This window comes from Streptomyces sp. NPDC004721, assembly GCF_053601495.1.
The window spans coordinates 65,846-82,128 of sequence record NZ_JBSGBZ010000004.1; the positions used below are offsets into that span (position 1 = coordinate 65,846).

Sequence of the window (16,283 nt, forward strand, 5' to 3'; positions counted from 1 at the left end):
CCGGTTCAGGTGAGTGCGGTTGGTGCGCACACGTTGTCGTACCGGGCGACGGACAAGGCGGGGAACACGTCGGCTGTGAAGTCGGTGCAGTTCACTGTCGTGGCGGCTCAGCCGGAGGACAAGACGCCGCCGGAGACGTCGGCGACGGTGTCCGGTACCAAGGACGCTTCCGGTAACTATGTGGGCAGCGCGACCGTGACGGTGTCCGCCTCCGACGCCGGGTCCGGAGTGGCCAGGATCGAGTACTCCCTCGACGGCGGCCCCTACCTCCAGTACTCGGCACCGGTGGTGATCGACAGGGCCGGTAGTCACGCCTTCCTCTACCGGGCCACCGACAAGGCCGGCAACACGTCCACGCCGAAGTCGCTGTCCCTCACCATCGTCAACAGCGAGCCGCCGACCGACTGTCCGGAGAGGGACGACCGGGCCACCGTGTTCGTCGGTTCGATCAACACCGGTATCCCCAACCGCGTCACGGCCGACGGCTGCACGATCAACGAGCTGATCGAGGACCACCGGGCCTGGGAGAACCACGGCACGTTCGTCTCCCACGTCGGAAAGGTCGTCCAGACGCTGCGGGACGAGGGCGTCATCGACCAGCGGGAGGCCGCCGAGATCAAGAAGGCGGCGGGCCAGTCCGACGTCGGCAAGCCCAACCGCGGGCCGTCCGACGCGTGAGTCACGGCCGGGGCGGTGACACCGCCTGAACCGTGAGCCCTGGCGGGCCGCTTCAATAGCCCGCCAGGGCACCCTCCGGTGCCGGGTCCACGACACTGCCGCGTATGGCTTTGTCCATCCGCAGATGAAAGTTCCACTCGTTAGTGCACAAGTTTCTTTCATCGGCGACGGCTCGGTGCTACGGTCCTTTCCAAAGTCGTGCCCCCACGTGCCGGGCATGCGAACGATTCTTGCCTTGACGGGGGCGGCGTGAGGTCTATGACGGCTCGACCGGCCAATCTTCATCAGGCCCGGCTGCTCCGCCTCCTGCGCGACCTCGGCCCGCAGTCCCGGGTCGCCCTGGGGGAGCAGGTCGAGCTGTCGCGCTCCAAGCTCGCCTTCGAGATCGACCGGCTGCTGGAGACGGGTCTCGTCGTCCAGGACGGCCTCGCCGCCTCCCGCGGTGGCCGCCGCTCGCACAACGTCCGGATCGCCCCGTCACTACGCTTCCTCGGCGTGGACATCGGAGCCACCTCCGTGGACGTCGCGGTCACCAACGCCGAGTTGGACGTCCTCGGCCACGTGGCCGAGACACTGGACGTGCGCGAAGGCCCGGTCGCGGTCTTCGAGCGGGTGCTCGCCCTGGCCAACAAGCTGCGCGAGGCGGGGCTGGCGGAACACTTCGACGGCGCCGGGATCGGCGTGCCGGGACCCGTCCGGTTCCCCGAGGGCGTCCCCGTCGCGCCGCCGATCATGCCCGGCTGGGACGCCTTCCCCGTCCGTGAGGCGATGAGCCAGGAGCTGGGCTGTCCCGTCCTGGTCGACAACGACGTGAACCTGATGGCCCTGGGCGAGCAGCACGCAGGCGTGGCCCGGTCCGTACGCGACTTCCTGTGCGTGAAGCTCGGAACCGGCATCGGCTGCGGTGTCGTCGTCGGCGGCGAGGTCCACCGCGGTGTCACCGGCAGCGCCGGCGACATCGGCCACATCCAGGCGGACCCGGACGGTCCGCGGTGCGCCTGCGGCAACATCGGTTGCCTGGAGGCGTACTTCGGCGGCAGCGCCCTCGTCCGCGACGCGACCGCGCTCGCCCAGTCCGGCCGCTCGACGGAACTGGCCGGACGCCTCGAAGCGGCCGGGAGACTGACCCCCGAGGACGTGTCGGCCGCCGCCGGTGCCGGGGACGCCGCGTCCCTGGACCTGATCCGCCTGGGCGGACGGCGTACCGGTCAGGTCATCGCCGGTCTGGTCAGCTTCTTCAACCCCGGCCTTGTGGTCATCGGGGGCGGGCTCACCGGACTGGGCCACAACCTCCTGGCGAGCATCCGCACCCAGGTCTACCGGCAGTCCCTGCCGTTGGCGACCGGCAACCTGCCGATCGTCCTCGGCGAGCTCGGCCAGGTCGCCGGCGTCGTCGGCGCCACCCGGCTGATCAGCGACCACGTCTTCTCACCGGCCTGACCCCCACGCGGCCCGACCCTCGCGACCGGAACCCGGGGCCAGGCGGTTCCCCTCCCCATCGGGCCCCGCCTCACCGCCCGGATCGTCCGCCCCCGACCCGGTGCGCGGGCGCGAGCCCATGGCCGGTGCGGGGGAGCGCGATCTCCCGCCGCCCGCAGTCTGGCGCGAGTGGATGGTGACAGGTCAAGATCTCTTCCCCGGCGGCTCCGGCCGGCCGGGAGCCGGTACCGGTGAGGGCCGGCGCACGACCGGAGGAGGAGAAGAGCGACATGTTCGAGACCGCGAGTCTCAACTCCGTGGAGGTACGTGCGTACCGCAGCCTGGTCAGGGTGCCGGAGGCCACGCCGTCCCAGCTCGCCAGCCGTCTCGGTCTGTCCGGGCGGGAGGCGGCCAGGCTCCTCGACACGCTGGAGGCCAAAGGGCTGGTGAGCCGCGCCGAGGGTTCGGCACACCGCTTCCGGGCGTCGCCCCCGGACCTGGCGCTCGGCCCGCTGCTGCTGAGCCGGCAGCAGGAGTTGCAGGCCGCGCAGTCGGTGATGGCGGAGCTCACGGAGGAGTACCACAGCGAGGCCCGGCGCCGGAGTTCGGGCGAGGCGGTCGAGACGGTGACCGGGGCGCAGGCGATGGCCCGGACGTTCGACCAGCTTCAGCGCGGCGCCCGGGACGAGATCATGGCGCTGTGCAAGCCGCCGAACATGGCGGTGCCGTCCCGCGGCAACGACACCCAACTGGAGGTCCTGGCCTCGGGGGTGACGTACCGCGCGGTCTACGAGCCGTCGGCGCTCGAGGTGCCGCCCGAGGTGTACCGGATCCGCGAGTTCGTCGAGAGCGGAGAACAGGCCCGGGTCGCCGCGGAGGTCCCGGTGAAGATGGTGGTCGCGGACCGGCAACTGGCCATGCTGGTGTCCCCGTTCGCACGCGCCGTGGACGCGGGCGGCCCGACAGACGCTCCGACCGGCGAAGCGACTGGCGGCCCGACCGGCGATCCAGGAGATCCTGGCGATCCCGCCGCCCAACCGCCGCCTGCCCCCGCCGCCAGGCCGTCCGCCGTTCCCTGCGCCCAGCCCACGCCTGAGCCGTCCGCCGTCCTGGTCCGCCCCGGCGCGCTGCTCGACGCCCTGATCGCGTTCTTCGAGAGCCTGTGGGCGGGCGCCTCCCCGCTGGTGCTCACCGAGGAAGGGCTGGACGGCGCGGCGGTATCCGACCGTACCCCTCCGCCGGAGGACCTGCTCCTGCTGTCGCTGCTGCTCACCGGGCTGACGGACACCGCCATCGCCGGCCAGTTGGGCACGAGCCTGCGCACCGTCCAGCGCCGCATCCGCGACCTGATCGCGTTCGCCGGCGTCCGCACCCGGATGCAACTGGCCTGGGAGGCCTCCCGCCGCGGCTGGTTGTGACGGACGGCCGCCACGCACGAGGGGCCCCGACCCGTACGGCTGGGTCGGGGCCCCTCGCAACATCGCGGAACCGTGCGCGGTGACGGTGCCGAACACACCGTCACCGCGGCAGGATCAGTGCTCGAACACCTGGAACTCCGCGGCCCGCACGTTGAACGCCGCTGTGGAACCGGTGGCGCAGTCGGTCACGTTGTTCGGGTCGTTGTCCTGCTCGCCCGCGAACGCAGGGCCGCCGATGCACTGGTTGGTGACGGTCTCGAAGCGCAGGTCGGTCGCCGTGGTCAGCGGGATGTCGAAGCTGCGCATCGTCAGGTCCGGCGCCGCCGGCCGCGGCTTGGCCGCCGCGAAGGCGTCCGCCGCGCTGGTGTAGACCGGCTTGAACTGGCCGGGCTGGGAGCAGTCCACCGACTCGGTGCGGGTGCAGGCCGAGATCTGGAACTGGCGCAGGGCCGAGAAGCGGCTCTGGCTGCCGGTGTCGCCGCCCGGGTCCTTGCTGTCGGTCGGCCGGTTCAGGGCGCTGACCTGGACGCGGCGGATCTTGCTCGGAGCGTCGCCGGCCAGGTGGATGCTGACGCCCTTGCCGACCACCGACGTCCTGGTCTTGTCGCCGACGAACGCCCAGTTGGTGCCCTCGTCGTCGTCGATGAGCCGGGCCAGGTTCAGTCCGTCGCCGGTGACGGTGGCGCCGGCCGCCGCCGAGGCGAGGTTGCGCTCCATGTGCACCGGAACGGTCCGGTTGGACTTGCCGCCGACCTGGAAATTGAACCGGACCAGGCCGTAGCCAGGGGCGACCGCGACCGCGTCGTAGCGGCCAGGGGTGAGGCGCGCGGTGGTGTCGAGGCCGGAGGCCGTGCCGGCGATCGGTGTGGTGCGGGTGCTGAAGTGGCCGATGGAGACCTTGGCGCCGTCGATCGCGCTGCCGTCCTCGTCGGTGATCTTGAAGGTCACCGTGCCGTTCTTGCCGTTCGGGGTGGAGAAGTCCGCGTGCGGCCGGGTGTCGCTCGTCGAGGTGGCGGTGGCACCGATGCCGAGGCCGCGCTTGGCGAACGCCGCCCACATGGTGTCCACGTCGGCGCCACCGAAGCGGATCCGGTCCGCGGCGAGCATCGCGTCACGGGCGTCGACCATGGTGATCCTGCCGTCCGCCATCAGCAGGTAGGAGTCGAACATCAGCTGGATCCAGCGGCGGCCACCGCCGCAGTCCTCCACCGCCGACTTGCCGGCCGCGCACGAGGCGAGGACCTTCTGGGACGGCTCGCCGTGCTTGCCGACGAGCGCCTGGCGCACCTCGTACTGCACGGCGTTCCAGATCTCGCCGTCGGAGTGCACCTCCGCTCCGCCCATGTCGTAGCCGAAGTTGGAGTAGTTGAGCGGGTTGCGGTCGATGGCGAAGTTGCGGATGCCGCGCTCGTTGTTGTTGGTCACGTACGGACCGACCACCCACGGGTCCACCCCGTCCGGGACCACGCCGGTCTCGATCAGCCGCTCGCTGGCGACCAGGTCGCTCCAGGACTCGCCCATCGAGCCGCCGTGGCTGCCGGAGATACCGGCGTCGGGGCCGCCGATCATCCGGTTGGTGATGGCGTGGGTGTACTCGTGGCCGATGACGGAGGCGTCGAAGTCGCCGTCGGCGCAGCGCCCGTAGAAAGCGCCGGCCTGCGGCTGCCACAGGTACATGTTGGTCAGCGCCACGCCGCCGTCCGCGCCGGTGCTCTGGTTGGCGTTGTTGCGGGTGGTGGGGTTGTTGCCGCCGGACCGGGCGACGCCCATCTCCGGGTCGCCGCCCTTGCCGCCCAGGCCGTAGTTGTCGTGCTGCATGTTCCACGCCTTCTCGGTGAACCCGAGGTGGTACGAGAAGTCGTGCATCCCGTTGTGCTGCGCGAACAGGTTGCCGATCGCGGCGTCCCGGTCCGGCTGGGCCGGGTTGGTCAGCACCTTGGGGTCGCAGCCGCTGGCGTGCCAGGCGTCGGCGTAGGAGTAGTCGTAGACCCGTTCGGGCCGCACGTTGGGGGTGATGCCGAGCCAGTTGCGCCCGGTGGCCGCCAGGCCGTCACTGGCGAAGGCGTTGGCGCCCAGCGTGGTGCCCGGCTTGTAGTAGCTGCCATACGTGCCGCCGCCCTTGCCGGAGGCGATGTCCCAGGCCAGGTGCGGCGCGCCCGGCGCTTCGTCGCCGACCACCCGGTCGCAGCCCGGGGCTGCCGTCCAGCACCAGGTCTCCCGGGTGTCGGCGGAGGAGTCGTTCAGCGGGGGAGAGAAGGGGAACACCTTCCACTGCGGGTTGCCGTCCTCGGTCCCGTCCACCACCTGCTCGGACTCCACCAGGGAGCGCCGGGCCAGTACCTCGCCGGTGCGCGCGTCGACGATGCTGTCGTACAGCTCCGGCTCCTCGCCGGCGGTGCCCGCCTGCACCTGGTAGGCGGAGCGCACCGTGCCGTCGGGGTCGGCGACGACCACCTGGCGCACCATCTGGGTGCCGTCCAGGTCCGCGGCCTCGTACTTCTGCCACTTCTCGGTGCCCGCGGTCTCGGTCAGTTTGCCCGGCGACATGGTCACGTCGGCCAGGGCGGCCTTGATGGCGTCCTGCTCCGACAGCGTCGCGGGCTGCGGGGTGCCGGTGACCGGGGTGAGCGCGCCCGTGACGCTGACCACGGTGCCGTCGACCACGCCCACGGAGACCAGGCCGTCCCGGCCGAACGGCTTGCCGTCCACCTCCTGGGCGAGCAGCACCGCCGCGCCCTTGCCGATCGGCGTGCTCGACACCAGCTTCAGGCCGTCGACCTGGTCGGCGGAGATGCCGAACAGGGCCGCGCTGTCCTTCAGATACGCGCGGGCGGCCTGTTCGGGCGCGGCCGGCAGCCCGGTCGCCAGTGTGGTGCCCTCGCCGTCCGGCACGACCGTGGTCGGGGTGCCGTAGCGGCTCCAGCGCACCCGGGCGTCGGCCGCGGCCGCCGCGCCTCTGGCCTTGGCCGACGGGGCTCTGTGGGCCCCGGGCAGGTCCTTGTCGGGCTTGCCGTGGTCGTGGGCGCCGAGCATGCCAGAACCGGAGTCCGACGACCGCGGCTGTGCCGGGCCTGGGTCCGCACCGGCGGACGGTGTCTGGATCACCGCGACGATGCACGCCGTGGCCACCGCCAGGACGGTCCGCCGCACACGTGTGGAGCGTGTGGAGTATGTGCGCACTCGTACCCCTCTCCTTGTGGAAGGACCGGACGCGGATTGCCCGTCCGGACCCGCGGAGAGTGGCATGCGGTGTGGTGCCGCCGTAATGATCGTGCATGGCGGAAACATGACAATGCACAGTTCCGCCAGAGGCCGCTTCGTCCTCGGTACGAGGCAGCCCCATCCTCCGGCTCAGGCTGCCCGGTCCTCTGTCTCAGGGCGCCCCGTCCTCCGGCTCAGGCTGCCCCGTCCTCGGTCTCAGGCCGCGCCGAACGCCGCGAAGGCCCAGCCTGTCGCCTGGTGCGTCGCGTCGTCCGGCAGCGCGGCCCGTGCGTCGCGCAGTGCCTCGGCCAGGGAGAGCCCGGCGTCCAGGCCCTTGTGCAGGGCGAGCATCAGCGGAACCACCGCCTCGTCGTTCACGGGGGCGCTGCACGCCACCACCCCGGCGGTGCCCAGCGGAAGCAACGCCGTGACCAGGCCGAGGAGTTCGTCGGCGCCCACCGAGGCGAACCGGGCCGTGTCGCAGCAGGACAGGATGATCCGGTACGGGCTGCGGTCCAGGCGCTCGAAGTCGTGCACGATCAGCGGGCCGTCGGCCATCGTCAGCGACGAGAACAGCGGGCTGTCCGTACGGAAGGTGCCGTGCGCGGCGATGTGCGCGAGCGCGGCCCCGTCCAGCTCCCGCAGCACCCGCGCCACGTGCGCGTCGGCCTCCTCCAGTACGGTCGGCGTGCCGTAGCGGTCGGCGAGTTCGGGCACCTCCGCGCCCCCGGTCGCCAGACCCGGCCCGCGCACCAGCACCCGGCGGCCCCCCGGCGGCGGTTCGGTCTCGTGGGCGCGCAGCCAACTGCTCGCCGACGGCGACACGCTCAGCACCCGATCCCGCAACGACGGCAGCAGCGTCCACGGCACCCGGTGCAGCGAGCCCGGCGGCACCACCACGACCGGCCCGGAGCCCAGATGCCGGGCGGCCGGGCCGAGCAGCAGCTCCTCCAGGCGGCGCCCCGCCGCCTCCACCAGTGGCAGCCGGGCCGCCGCCCCCGGGTGCGCCAGCCGCCGCAGTCCCGCCTGCACGTGCTCGGCCTCGGTCACCGCGTCCGCGAGCCGCCCGGCCTCGAAGCGCCGTACCCGCCCCTCGCCGCACAGCAGCACATGCACCCGCCCGTCCAGCACGGCCAGTTCGACCAGCCGCGCGTCCCCGAGCCGCGCCAGCAGCCGGCCGGGGTCGAACCGGTCGCCGCCGCCGGGCGCGTCGCCGCGCAGACGCAGGGTGCGGGAGCGGATCTCCCGCTCCAGGCGCCGCTGTTCGCGTTCCAGGGCGGGCACCGGGTGGCCGTCCTGGCGGGCGTCCTGCGCGCGGGCGGCGATCTCACGGAAGGCGGTCAGCCTGCTGAGCAGGGCCGGGTCGGCGGGCGGCCGGGTGGGCGGCGCGGACAGGACGGTGGCCCGCCAGCGCTCGCTCCACACCAGCAGCCGCCGCGGCTCACCGGAGGCGAGAGCCGACTCCTGTGCCAGCGCGGCCAGTTCGGCGCCCTGCGCGGTCGCCCGGGCACGCAACTCCGAGGCGCCCAGCGTCATCCGGTGGTCGTCGAGCACGTCCAGCCCGCGTCGGCACGCCTCCAGCACGCCGCGGCGGGAGCCCGCCGCCCGGGCCCGCAGCGCCTGCGCCGCCCAGCCCGTCATCCGGGCGAGCGGCGGCCCGCCGTGCCGGCTGCGCGCGGCGACGGCGAGGTGGCTCTCGGCGTCCGCCGGCCGGCCCAGGGCGAGCGCGATCCGGCCCGCCAGCAGCGAGGCCTCAGGCGCGGCGGGCGAGCCGAAGGAGGCCAGCCGTTCGGCCACCGCCGCGGCGTCCGCGACCAGCCGCCCCGAGCGGCGCCCGTCGGCCACCCGGGCCTCGATCAGCACCAGCCGGGCGTGCGTCTCCCACCAGGTGCGCCGCTGCCCGGCGAACAGCCGCACGGCCAGCGCCGCGCGCGCGGTCGCCGTGTGCGGGTCGTCCGCCAGCCGTGCCGCCCGCGCCGCGGCCAGCAGCAGCTCCGCCTTGCGGGTCGACTGGCCGCCGATGCCGTCCAGTTCGGCGATCGCCGCGTCCGCCCCGGCCAGCGCCTCGGGGGCGAGCCCGGCCGCCATCAGGACCTCGCAGCGCCGGATGTCCAGCATGAACGTCGGCGTGCCGAGCTTGGCGTACTGCTCCTCGGCCTCGTCGAGGAGCCGCAGCGCCGCCGGGATGTCGCCCTGCCGGAACGCCGCCAGACCCCGGCTCTCCACGGCGTCGGCCTTGTCGTGCTCCTGGCCGGTGGTGTCCCACAGCGCCTGGGCCGCGGTGAAGTCGGCGTCCGCCCGTTCCACCGCGCCCAGCGCCAGGTGCACGGTGGCCCGCAGCGTCAGCGCCCGCGCCGTCCAGATCACGTCGCCGGCCTGCCGCAGCACGGGAATCGCCCGCCGTACGTCCTCCAGCGCCTCACGATGACGGCCCAGCACCCACCACACGTACGCCCGCCGGAACAGCACCCGCGCCCGGGTGTGGCCCGTCCCGCGCGCGACCCCGCGCTCGAACGCCGCGAGTCCCTGCCGTGTGCGCCCCGCGTGCACCAACGCGACCCCCAGCGTGGCCAGTACGTCGGCCTCCCGCTCGGCCGAGTCGGCGCGCGCCGCCAGATCCCGGGCCCGCCGCAGATGCCGCAGGGCCAGCCGGGTGTCGCCGAAGTCCCGCTGCCAGATGCCGATCACCTGGTGCGCCACGGAGCCGTGCACAGGCGGCGGACCGGCCTCCAGCAGCCCACGGGCCCGCGCCAGGGCCTCGCCCGGCGCGGCGAACACCATGGGCAGCAGTTCGAGGACCGAGTCGCTTCCCGCTGTCACGCGTCGGATGGTAGTGGCCTGGTGAGGCCCCTGGAACCGGCGCATGTCGGTTGACGCTGTATCAAGTGTGAGCCCCATGGGTCAGACTGACGACCGTCGCACCAACGGGAGGACACGCCATGGCACCTCAGCGATTCCGCGAGCAGTTCGCTCAGATCCAGCGCTCGATGCCGGACGTGCCGCTCGCGATGGGCCCGGACGACGCCGCCGAGTTCTGCTACGAGAAGGGCGTCGTCCTCGCCCGCGACGGCGAGGAGGCCCGCTTGGTCGAGGACACCGTCCGCACGCACTTCACCGCGGCGCCCGACCTGACCGCGGACCGCGTGCGCCGGGCGGGCCCCGAGACCAACCGCACCGGCATCACCCGTATCCAGGTCGGCGACCCGGGCCGCGGCGACCGCGGTGGCGACCTCGCCGTCACGCACGCGCTGCGCGCCCTGCGCGAGCACGAGGGCAGAGCCGGACGGCGGCTGATCAGCCGCAACCACGTGGTGTCCATCGCGGTGAACGCCTGCCCCGGCGACGAGCCGGTGCCCGCCCCGCTCGCCCAGGGCCCCAACCCGGCGGCCGCCGAGACCGCCTACGACCAGGACACCGCCGTCGGCGTCCTGGTCGTCGACACCGGCCTCATGCACGACTACCGCTCGGTCCCGATGCTGGCCCACGTCCAGGGCGACGCGCAGGTGGAGGAGACCGACGACGCCGGCGTCCTCCAGCAGTACGTCGGCCACGGCACGTTCATCGCCGGGCTGGTCGCGGCCGTCGCCCCCAACACCGACATCACCGTGCGCGGCACCCTCAATGACGCCGGCGCCGTCCTGGAGTCCGACTTCGGTCACCGGCTCTTCGAAGCCGTCGACGCGGGCGGCTGGCCCGACATCCTCAGCCTGTCCGCGGGCACCTCCAACGGCCGCACCGACGGCCTGCTCGGGGTGGACGCCTTCATGCGGGAGCTGCGCGCCCGCGGCACCCTGCTCGTCGCGGCCGCCGGCAACAACGCCAGCGGCACCCCGTTCTGGCCCGCGGCCTACGCCGGCCTGCCGGACTACGCCGAGTCCGTGCTGTCGGTCGGCGCCCTGCGCGGTGACGGCGAGCACGGCGCCTGCTTCAGCAACCACGGAGCCTGGGTGAAGGCGTACGCCCCGGGCGAGCGGCTGACCAGCGCCCTCACCGGCTTCCAGGCGCCCGTGCCGTACGTCTACCAGCACTCCACCTACGACGCCTGCCGGTTCGGCTTCTCCTACGACTGCACCTGCCAGTCCCCCCAGCACACCGGGGTGCTCAGCGAGGCGGAGCAGAGCCCTCCGGCGACGGCGGACCAGGTGATGTTCGAGGGCTTCGCGCAGTGGAGCGGCACCTCCTTCGCCACCCCCGTGGCCGCCGGCATGATCGCGGCACACATGACCGCGCACAAGGAGCGCGACCCGCGTGCGGCCCGGCGCCAAGTACTCGCGGCGAACACCGAATACGCGGAAGTACGCGGGGCGCACGTCCCGGCGCTGCGTCCGCCGACATGGAGTCCGGTCTCCGTCGTCCGGCTCGCTCCGCCGGCATGAGGTCCGGAACCGTCCCCTCCACGGCGTACGATGACATGCCGTATTCGAGGGGTGAGTTCGTGGATCGTGCAGAAGTCGGCGTGCTCGTCCAGTCCGCCGTCGACGGTGACGCGGCGGCCTGGAAGGCGCTGGTGGAGGGGCTGAGTCCGCTCGTGTGGTCGGTCGTGCGCGCGCACCGGCTCTCGGACGCCGACGGACACGAGGTGTACCAGACCGTGTGGTTCCGCTTCGCCCAGCACCTCGGGCGGATCCGGGAACCCGACAAGGCGGGCTCGTGGCTCGCGAGCACCGCGCGCAACGAGTGCCTGAAGACGCTGAGGAGCCTCAGCCGGCTGACGGTGACGAGTGATCCGCAGCTGCTGGACCGGGTCAGCGAGGACCGTACGCCCGAGCAGTCGCTGCTCGACTCCGAGGAGGCCGCCGCGCAGAGCGAGCGGGTCCGCAGGCTGTGGCAGGAGTTCGAGAAACTCGGCGACCGCTGCCGCCAGTTGCTGCGGGTGCTGATCGCCTCGCCGCCGCCCAGCTACCAGGAGGTGTCCGCGGCCCTCGGCGTGGCCGTGGGCAGTATCGGACCACTGCGCCAGCGCTGTCTGCGGCGTCTGCGCGCACGACTCGACGCACGGGGGACAGTGTGAGCGACGGAAACGACACCCGCGACAACGACGGCAGCGGCGACGGACTCCTCGACGGGGAAGGGTCGTTCGACGAGGAGGAAGCGGCCGCGGGCATGCTGGAGCAGGAGTTGCGGCAGGCCGCCGCCATCCTCGACCCGGTGCCCGACGACCTGCGTCAACTCGCCGTCGAGGCCTACGCGTTGCGTGACCTCGACGCCCGGATCGCGGAGCTGACCTTTGACTCGCTGGTCGACTCCATTCCGGTCCGGGGCGCGACGGACACACCGCGGATGCTGACCTTCCAGGCCGGCGACCTGACCGTGGACATCGAGGTCACCGGGGACGGGCTGATGGGGCAGGTGCTGCCGCCGCAGCAGGCCAGGATCGAGGTGCTGGCCGGCCCGCGGCGGCCGGGCCCCGCGCTCACCGCCGACGAACTGGGCCGGTTCACCGGCGACGCACCGCCCGCCGGCCCGTTCGCGCTGCGGCTGCGCGCGGGCGCCGAAGTCGTGATCACGGAGTGGCTGCGGGCGTAACCGGGCCGGCCCACCTCACCGGGTGACCGGCCCGGCCCGCCTCACCACCTGACCAGCAGGTCCGCGGGTTGCGGATCGCCCTCCGCCGCCAGGCGACCTGACCGGCGGGGACCGCGAGCCGCAGCCCCGGCAGCCGGTCGAGCGGCGTGTCGCTCGGCAACTCGGCCAGGATCGGGTCGAACTCCGTGCCCGCCAGGTCGAGCGCGGGCCACTCGTGCCCCGGGGCGGGGCGCCCGCCTGCTCGCTCAGGGGCACGAGTGGCCCGGCCGGGCGGTGTCGTGGTGATGATCCCCTGCGTCATACGGTCACCCCGACCAAGCCCGCACCGCTTGGCGCGGCGTGCTCCGGCCGGAGGTCAGCGGCCCAGGCCGTCGACGAGGGCGGCCAGCGCGCCGGCGAGCCGGTCGAGGCCGGGTCCCGCGGGGCCGCCCGGCTCGGTCATGTACGTGTCCCGCCGGATCTCCACCATCAGGGCGCCGACGCGAGCGTCCTCGCCGTAGAACTCCAGCGGGACGTACGTGCCGCTGAAGGGGCTGTCCAGTCCCGTCCCGCCGCAGTGCGCGAACGCCGTCCGGGCGAGCCCGGTCAGCTCGGGCGGGGTGTGGAAGGAGTCGGTGCCCAGGCACACGGGCGGCCGCGGACCCCGGCCGTGCAGCTCGTACGGCAGCGCGGCGCCGGGGTAGGAGTGCACGTCGATGATCACGGCCCGCCCGGTCGCGGCGAGCCGGTCGGCCACGGCCTTCGTCATCGCCTCGGCGTACGGCCGGAAGTACCGCTCGATCAGCGGCTCCGGGTCGGTGTCCGCCGGCCGCAGGACCTCCCGGTGCGTGGTCCGCGTGTACACCGCGCCCATTCCGACGGCGAGCATCTCCTCCCGCTCGTCCGGAAACCGCTCGGGGTCCACCACCAGCCGCGACAGCCGGTTGACGAACCGCCACGGCGCCAGGCCCGCCAACTCGGCCGCCGCCTCGGCGATCCGGTCGGTGTACGCGTCGGTGATGTGGTCCAGTTCCCGCTCCAGCGCCGCGTCGTCCAGCACGATACCGGCGCGGACATCGGCCGGTATCGCCCGCGCCGCGTGCGGCACGTGCAGGATCACCGGCGACTCGGCGGCGCCGGGCAGCAGTTCGAAGGACGGCGGGGTGTCGGGCATGGGGCTGTTCCTGTCTCTCTTCGCCTCGCCAGGCGGGTCTCGACGCCGTGGCCCCTCGATCCTGCCGCACCCCACTGACAGCGCGGCTCAGACCGCTCCCAGCAGCTCCCGGACCAACCGTCCCACCTGCTCCGTCTCGATCAGGAAGCCGTCGTGGCCGTACGGCGACTCGATCACCCGGAGGCGGTCGGCGCCCGGGATCCCGTCGGCCAACTCGGCCTGCTGGGCGAGCGGGTAGAGGCGGTCGGAGTCGACCCCGGCCACCAGCGTGGGGGCGGTCACCCGGCGCAGGGCGGCGCGCACACCGCCCCGGGCACGGCCGGCGTCGTGGGCGTTCATCGCCTCGGTCAGGACGACGTAGCTGGCCGCGTCGAACCGCCGTACCAGCTTGCCCGCGTGGTGGTCGAGGTAGGACTCCACCTGGTAGCGGCCGCCGTGCCACGGGTGCTCCGCACCCTGCGACGAGCGGCCGAAACGGAGCTGGAGTTCGGGCTCGCTCCGGTAGGTGACATGGGCCAGCCGGCGGGCGAGACCCAGGCCGGCGTGCGGTCCGCGGCCGGTGTCGTGGTAGTCGCCGCCGCGCCAGTGCGGGTCGCTGCGGATGGCGTGCAACTGGACGTTCGCCCAGGCGATCTGCTCCGCGCTCGCCGCCGCCGTCGTGGCGAGCAGCAGCAGGCCTCCCGTGCGCTCCGGGTACGACACCGCCCATTCCAGGGCCCGTATCCCGCCCATCGAGCCGCCGGCCACCAGGGCCCACCTCTCGATGCCCAGCGCGTCCGCCAGGTCCCGCTCGGCCGCCACCTGGTCCCGCGGGGTCACGAACGGGAAGGCCCCGCCCCAGGACCGCGTCCCGTCGGGTCGCGGCGAGGCCGGTCCCGTACTGCCCTGGCAGCCGCCCAGCACGTTCGGCGCGACGACGAACCACCGGTCGGTGTCCAGCGCCCGGCCCGGCCCGACCAGCCCCTCCCACCAGCCCGGCGTGGGATGACCGGGCCCGGCCGGCCCGGTGACATGGCTGTCACCGGTGAGGGCGTGCAGCACCAGCACCGCGTTGGAGGCGTCCGGGGCCAGGCGGCCCCACGTCTCGAACGCCAGCCGTACGCCCGCCAGTTCACCCCCCGCCTCCAGCGGCAGGGGCCGGCGGAGCCCGTGCCACCGACGGCGCCCCGGCGGGTCCCCCGCCCGCCAGGCCCCGGAGGCCGGCGGGCGGGGGAGCGCGTCCGCGTGGGAGGCGAGCACGTTGTTCAGGACGCCCCCTTGGCCGCGCGGAAGCCGGCCTCCAGATCGGCCTTCAGGTCGGCGAGGCTCTCGACGCCGACCGACAGCCGCACCAGGCCCGGCGCGGTCCCGGTCGCCGCCAACTGCTCCTCGTCCAGCTGGCTGTGCGTGGTGGACGCCGGGTGGATGATCAGGCTCCGCACGTCGCCGATGTTGGCGAGATGGCTGAACAGCTCCACCCCGTCCACGAACCGCTTGCCCGCCGCGACCCCGTCGCGCAGCTCGAAGGAGACCACCGCTCCCGCGCCCCGTGGCAGGTACCTGCGCCCCGCCTCGTACCAGGGGCTGGAGGGGAGTCCCGCGTAGTGGACCGCGGACACCTCGTCGCGCCGCTCCAGCCACTCCGCGAGGGCCTGCGCGTTGGCGGAGTGCCGCTCGATGCGCAGGCTCAGCGTCTCCACGCCCTGAAGCAGCAGGAACGCCGAGTGCGGGGACAGCGCCGGTCCCAGGTCGCGCAGCAGCTGCACCCGCAGCTTGGCGGCGAACGCGCCCGGCCCGAGCGCCGGCCAGTAGCGCAGACCGTGGTAGCTGGGGTCGGGCTCGGTGAAGTCCGGGAAGCGGTCGGCGTGCGCGCCGAAGTCGAAGGTGCCGCCGTCCACCACGACCCCCGCGATCGCGGTGCCGTGCCCGCCGAGGAACTTGGTCGCCGAGTGCACCACGACGTCCGCGCCGTGCTCGATCGGGCGCAGGAGGTAGGGCGTCGGCACCGTGTTGTCCACGATCAGCGGCACGCCCGCCGCGTGCGCCACGTCGGCGACCGCCCGCACGTCCAGCACGTTGCCGCGCGGATTGCCCAGCGTCTCCGCGAACAGCGCCTTGGTGTCCGGCCGGATCGCCGCCCGCCAGGCGTCCGGGTCGTCCGGGTCGTCCACGAACGACACCTCGATGCCGAACTTCGGCAGGGTGTGCCGGAACAGGTTGTACGTGCCGCCGTACAGCGACGTACTGGAGACGATGTGGTCGCCGGCGCGCGCGACCGTCAGCAGAGCGAGCGTCTCCGCGGCCTGCCCGGAGGACAGCGCGACCGCGGCGACTCCGCCCTCGAGGGCGGCGATCCGCTGCTCGAAGACGTCCTGGGTGGGGTTGTGGATGCGGGTGTAGATGTTGCCGGGCTCGGCCAGCGAGAACAGATCGGCGGCGTGCTGGGTGTCCCGGAAGACGAACGACGTGGTCTGGTAGATCGGCGTCGCCCGCGCTCCGGTCGCCGGGTCGGGCGCGGCCCCGGCGTGGACCTGCTTGGTCTCGAACGACCAGGCGGAGGTGTCGGGCCCGGCGGACGCCTCGTCGGGCGTGTGACCGGCGGCGACGGCGTCGATGGGCTGGGTGGGGTCGCTCATGGTGCTCCTCGTACGGAGTGCGGTGGCGCGGCATGCCACGGGTGTGCCGCAGCTCCCGGGCACGCGTGAGCGCGTGCGGGAACCGCGGGATGAACGAGATGAGGGAGAGAAACGACGGAGGACCCGAGGGCCGTGACGTGACGGCGGTCCGCGGGTACGTCAGCCGGTGAGGCGACAACCCGTGCTGGTGACACGTCCGTAGTCGACGTGGCGGCGGCTCACGAGCGCGATCATGCGACCCAGGTAAACACAGGGCTCCACGGCGCACCAGCG

12 protein-coding genes are annotated in these 16,283 nt (G+C 73.4%); 6 read left to right on the top strand and 6 right to left on the bottom strand.

Annotation, left to right across the window (positions count from 1 at the left end):
- The 3 genes from ACWEK3_RS04595 to ACWEK3_RS04605 all read left to right on the top strand — a co-directional run.
- Window positions 1-678: OmpL47-type beta-barrel domain-containing protein (locus ACWEK3_RS04595; RefSeq protein WP_450546558.1), on the top strand; the 678-nt coding region annotated here is incomplete at its 5' end.
- Window positions 679-936: 258 nt separating this feature from the next.
- Window positions 937-2,118, top strand: coding sequence for an ROK family protein (locus ACWEK3_RS04600; RefSeq protein ID WP_390725433.1), 1,182 nt, complete (start codon window positions 937-939; stop codon window positions 2,116-2,118).
- Between the two features lie 269 nt (window positions 2,119-2,387).
- Window positions 2,388-3,515, top strand: coding sequence for a helix-turn-helix domain-containing protein (locus tag ACWEK3_RS04605; protein WP_453248920.1), 1,128 nt, complete (start codon window positions 2,388-2,390; stop codon window positions 3,513-3,515).
- A gap of 114 nt (window positions 3,516-3,629) precedes the next feature.
- Here ACWEK3_RS04605 and ACWEK3_RS04610 read toward each other — a convergent pair whose 3' ends face one another.
- Window positions 3,630-6,695, bottom strand: coding sequence for a M36 family metallopeptidase (locus ACWEK3_RS04610; RefSeq protein WP_450546556.1), 3,066 nt, complete (start codon window positions 6,693-6,695; stop codon window positions 3,630-3,632).
- Window positions 6,696-6,932: 237 nt separating this feature from the next.
- Window positions 6,933-9,497, bottom strand: a complete 2,565-nt coding sequence (locus ACWEK3_RS04615; RefSeq protein ID WP_453249014.1) for a CHAT domain-containing protein — start codon at window positions 9,495-9,497, stop codon at window positions 6,933-6,935.
- A gap of 158 nt (window positions 9,498-9,655) precedes the next feature.
- Between ACWEK3_RS04615 and ACWEK3_RS04620 the strand changes: the two genes are divergently transcribed.
- The 3 genes from ACWEK3_RS04620 to ACWEK3_RS04630 are packed head-to-tail and all read left to right on the top strand — an operon-like array spanning window position 9,656 to window position 12,242.
- On the top strand, window positions 9,656-11,092 hold the full coding sequence (locus ACWEK3_RS04620) for a S8/S53 family peptidase (RefSeq protein ID WP_450546554.1): 1,437 nt from the start codon (window positions 9,656-9,658) through the stop codon (window positions 11,090-11,092).
- A 59-nt stretch (window positions 11,093-11,151) separates the two neighbouring features.
- A complete protein-coding gene (locus ACWEK3_RS04625; protein WP_361415622.1) occupies window positions 11,152-11,727 on the top strand; it encodes an RNA polymerase sigma factor in 576 nt (191 codons plus the stop codon).
- Window positions 11,724-12,242, top strand: a complete 519-nt coding sequence (locus tag ACWEK3_RS04630; protein ID WP_450546553.1) for a hypothetical protein — start codon at window positions 11,724-11,726, stop codon at window positions 12,240-12,242. The genes ACWEK3_RS04625 and ACWEK3_RS04630 overlap by 4 nt, the downstream gene beginning before the upstream one ends.
- Here ACWEK3_RS04630 and ACWEK3_RS04635 read toward each other — a convergent pair.
- The 4 genes from ACWEK3_RS04635 to ACWEK3_RS04650 all read right to left on the bottom strand — a co-directional run bounded on the left by ACWEK3_RS04635 (window position 12,220) and on the right by ACWEK3_RS04650 (window position 16,010).
- Window positions 12,220-12,543 (bottom strand): hypothetical protein, encoded by a 324-nt coding sequence (locus tag ACWEK3_RS04635; protein WP_450546561.1) that lies wholly within the window; start codon window positions 12,541-12,543, stop codon window positions 12,220-12,222. The two genes, ACWEK3_RS04630 and ACWEK3_RS04635, sit on opposite strands and share 23 nt — an antisense overlap.
- Window positions 12,544-12,597: 54 nt before the next feature.
- Window positions 12,598-13,395 (bottom strand): N-formylglutamate amidohydrolase, encoded by a 798-nt coding sequence (locus ACWEK3_RS04640; RefSeq protein WP_453248921.1) that lies wholly within the window; start codon window positions 13,393-13,395, stop codon window positions 12,598-12,600.
- 87 nt (window positions 13,396-13,482) lie between these two features.
- Window positions 13,483-14,643 (bottom strand): homoserine O-acetyltransferase MetX, encoded by a 1,161-nt coding sequence (gene metX / locus ACWEK3_RS04645; RefSeq protein ID WP_450546559.1) that lies wholly within the window; start codon window positions 14,641-14,643, stop codon window positions 13,483-13,485.
- Window positions 14,640-16,010, bottom strand: a complete 1,371-nt coding sequence (locus tag ACWEK3_RS04650) for a bifunctional o-acetylhomoserine/o-acetylserine sulfhydrylase (RefSeq protein ID WP_453248922.1) — start codon at window positions 16,008-16,010, stop codon at window positions 14,640-14,642. Before ACWEK3_RS04650 ends, metX begins: the two co-directional genes overlap by 4 nt.
- Window positions 16,011-16,283: the final 273 nt, after the last annotated feature.

Excerpts from the sequence above, each read along its gene's own strand:
- ACWEK3_RS04615 (WP_453249014.1), bottom strand. The coding sequence starts at position 9,497 with ATGGTGTTCGCCGCGCCGGGCGAGGCCCTGGCGCGGGCCCGTGGGCTG.
- ACWEK3_RS04600 (WP_390725433.1), top strand. The coding sequence starts at position 937 with ATGACGGCTCGACCGGCCAATCTTCATCAGGCCCGGCTGCTCCGCCTC.
- ACWEK3_RS04650 (WP_453248922.1), bottom strand. The coding sequence starts at position 16,010 with ATGAGCGACCCCACCCAGCCCATCGACGCCGTCGCCGCCGGTCACACG.
- ACWEK3_RS04635 (WP_450546561.1), bottom strand. The coding sequence starts at position 12,543 with ATGACGCAGGGGATCATCACCACGACACCGCCCGGCCGGGCCACTCGT.
- ACWEK3_RS04640 (WP_453248921.1), bottom strand. The coding sequence starts at position 13,395 with ATGCCCGACACCCCGCCGTCCTTCGAACTGCTGCCCGGCGCCGCCGAG.
- ACWEK3_RS04605 (WP_453248920.1), top strand. The coding sequence starts at position 2,388 with ATGTTCGAGACCGCGAGTCTCAACTCCGTGGAGGTACGTGCGTACCGC.
- ACWEK3_RS04620 (WP_450546554.1), top strand. The coding sequence starts at position 9,656 with ATGGCACCTCAGCGATTCCGCGAGCAGTTCGCTCAGATCCAGCGCTCG.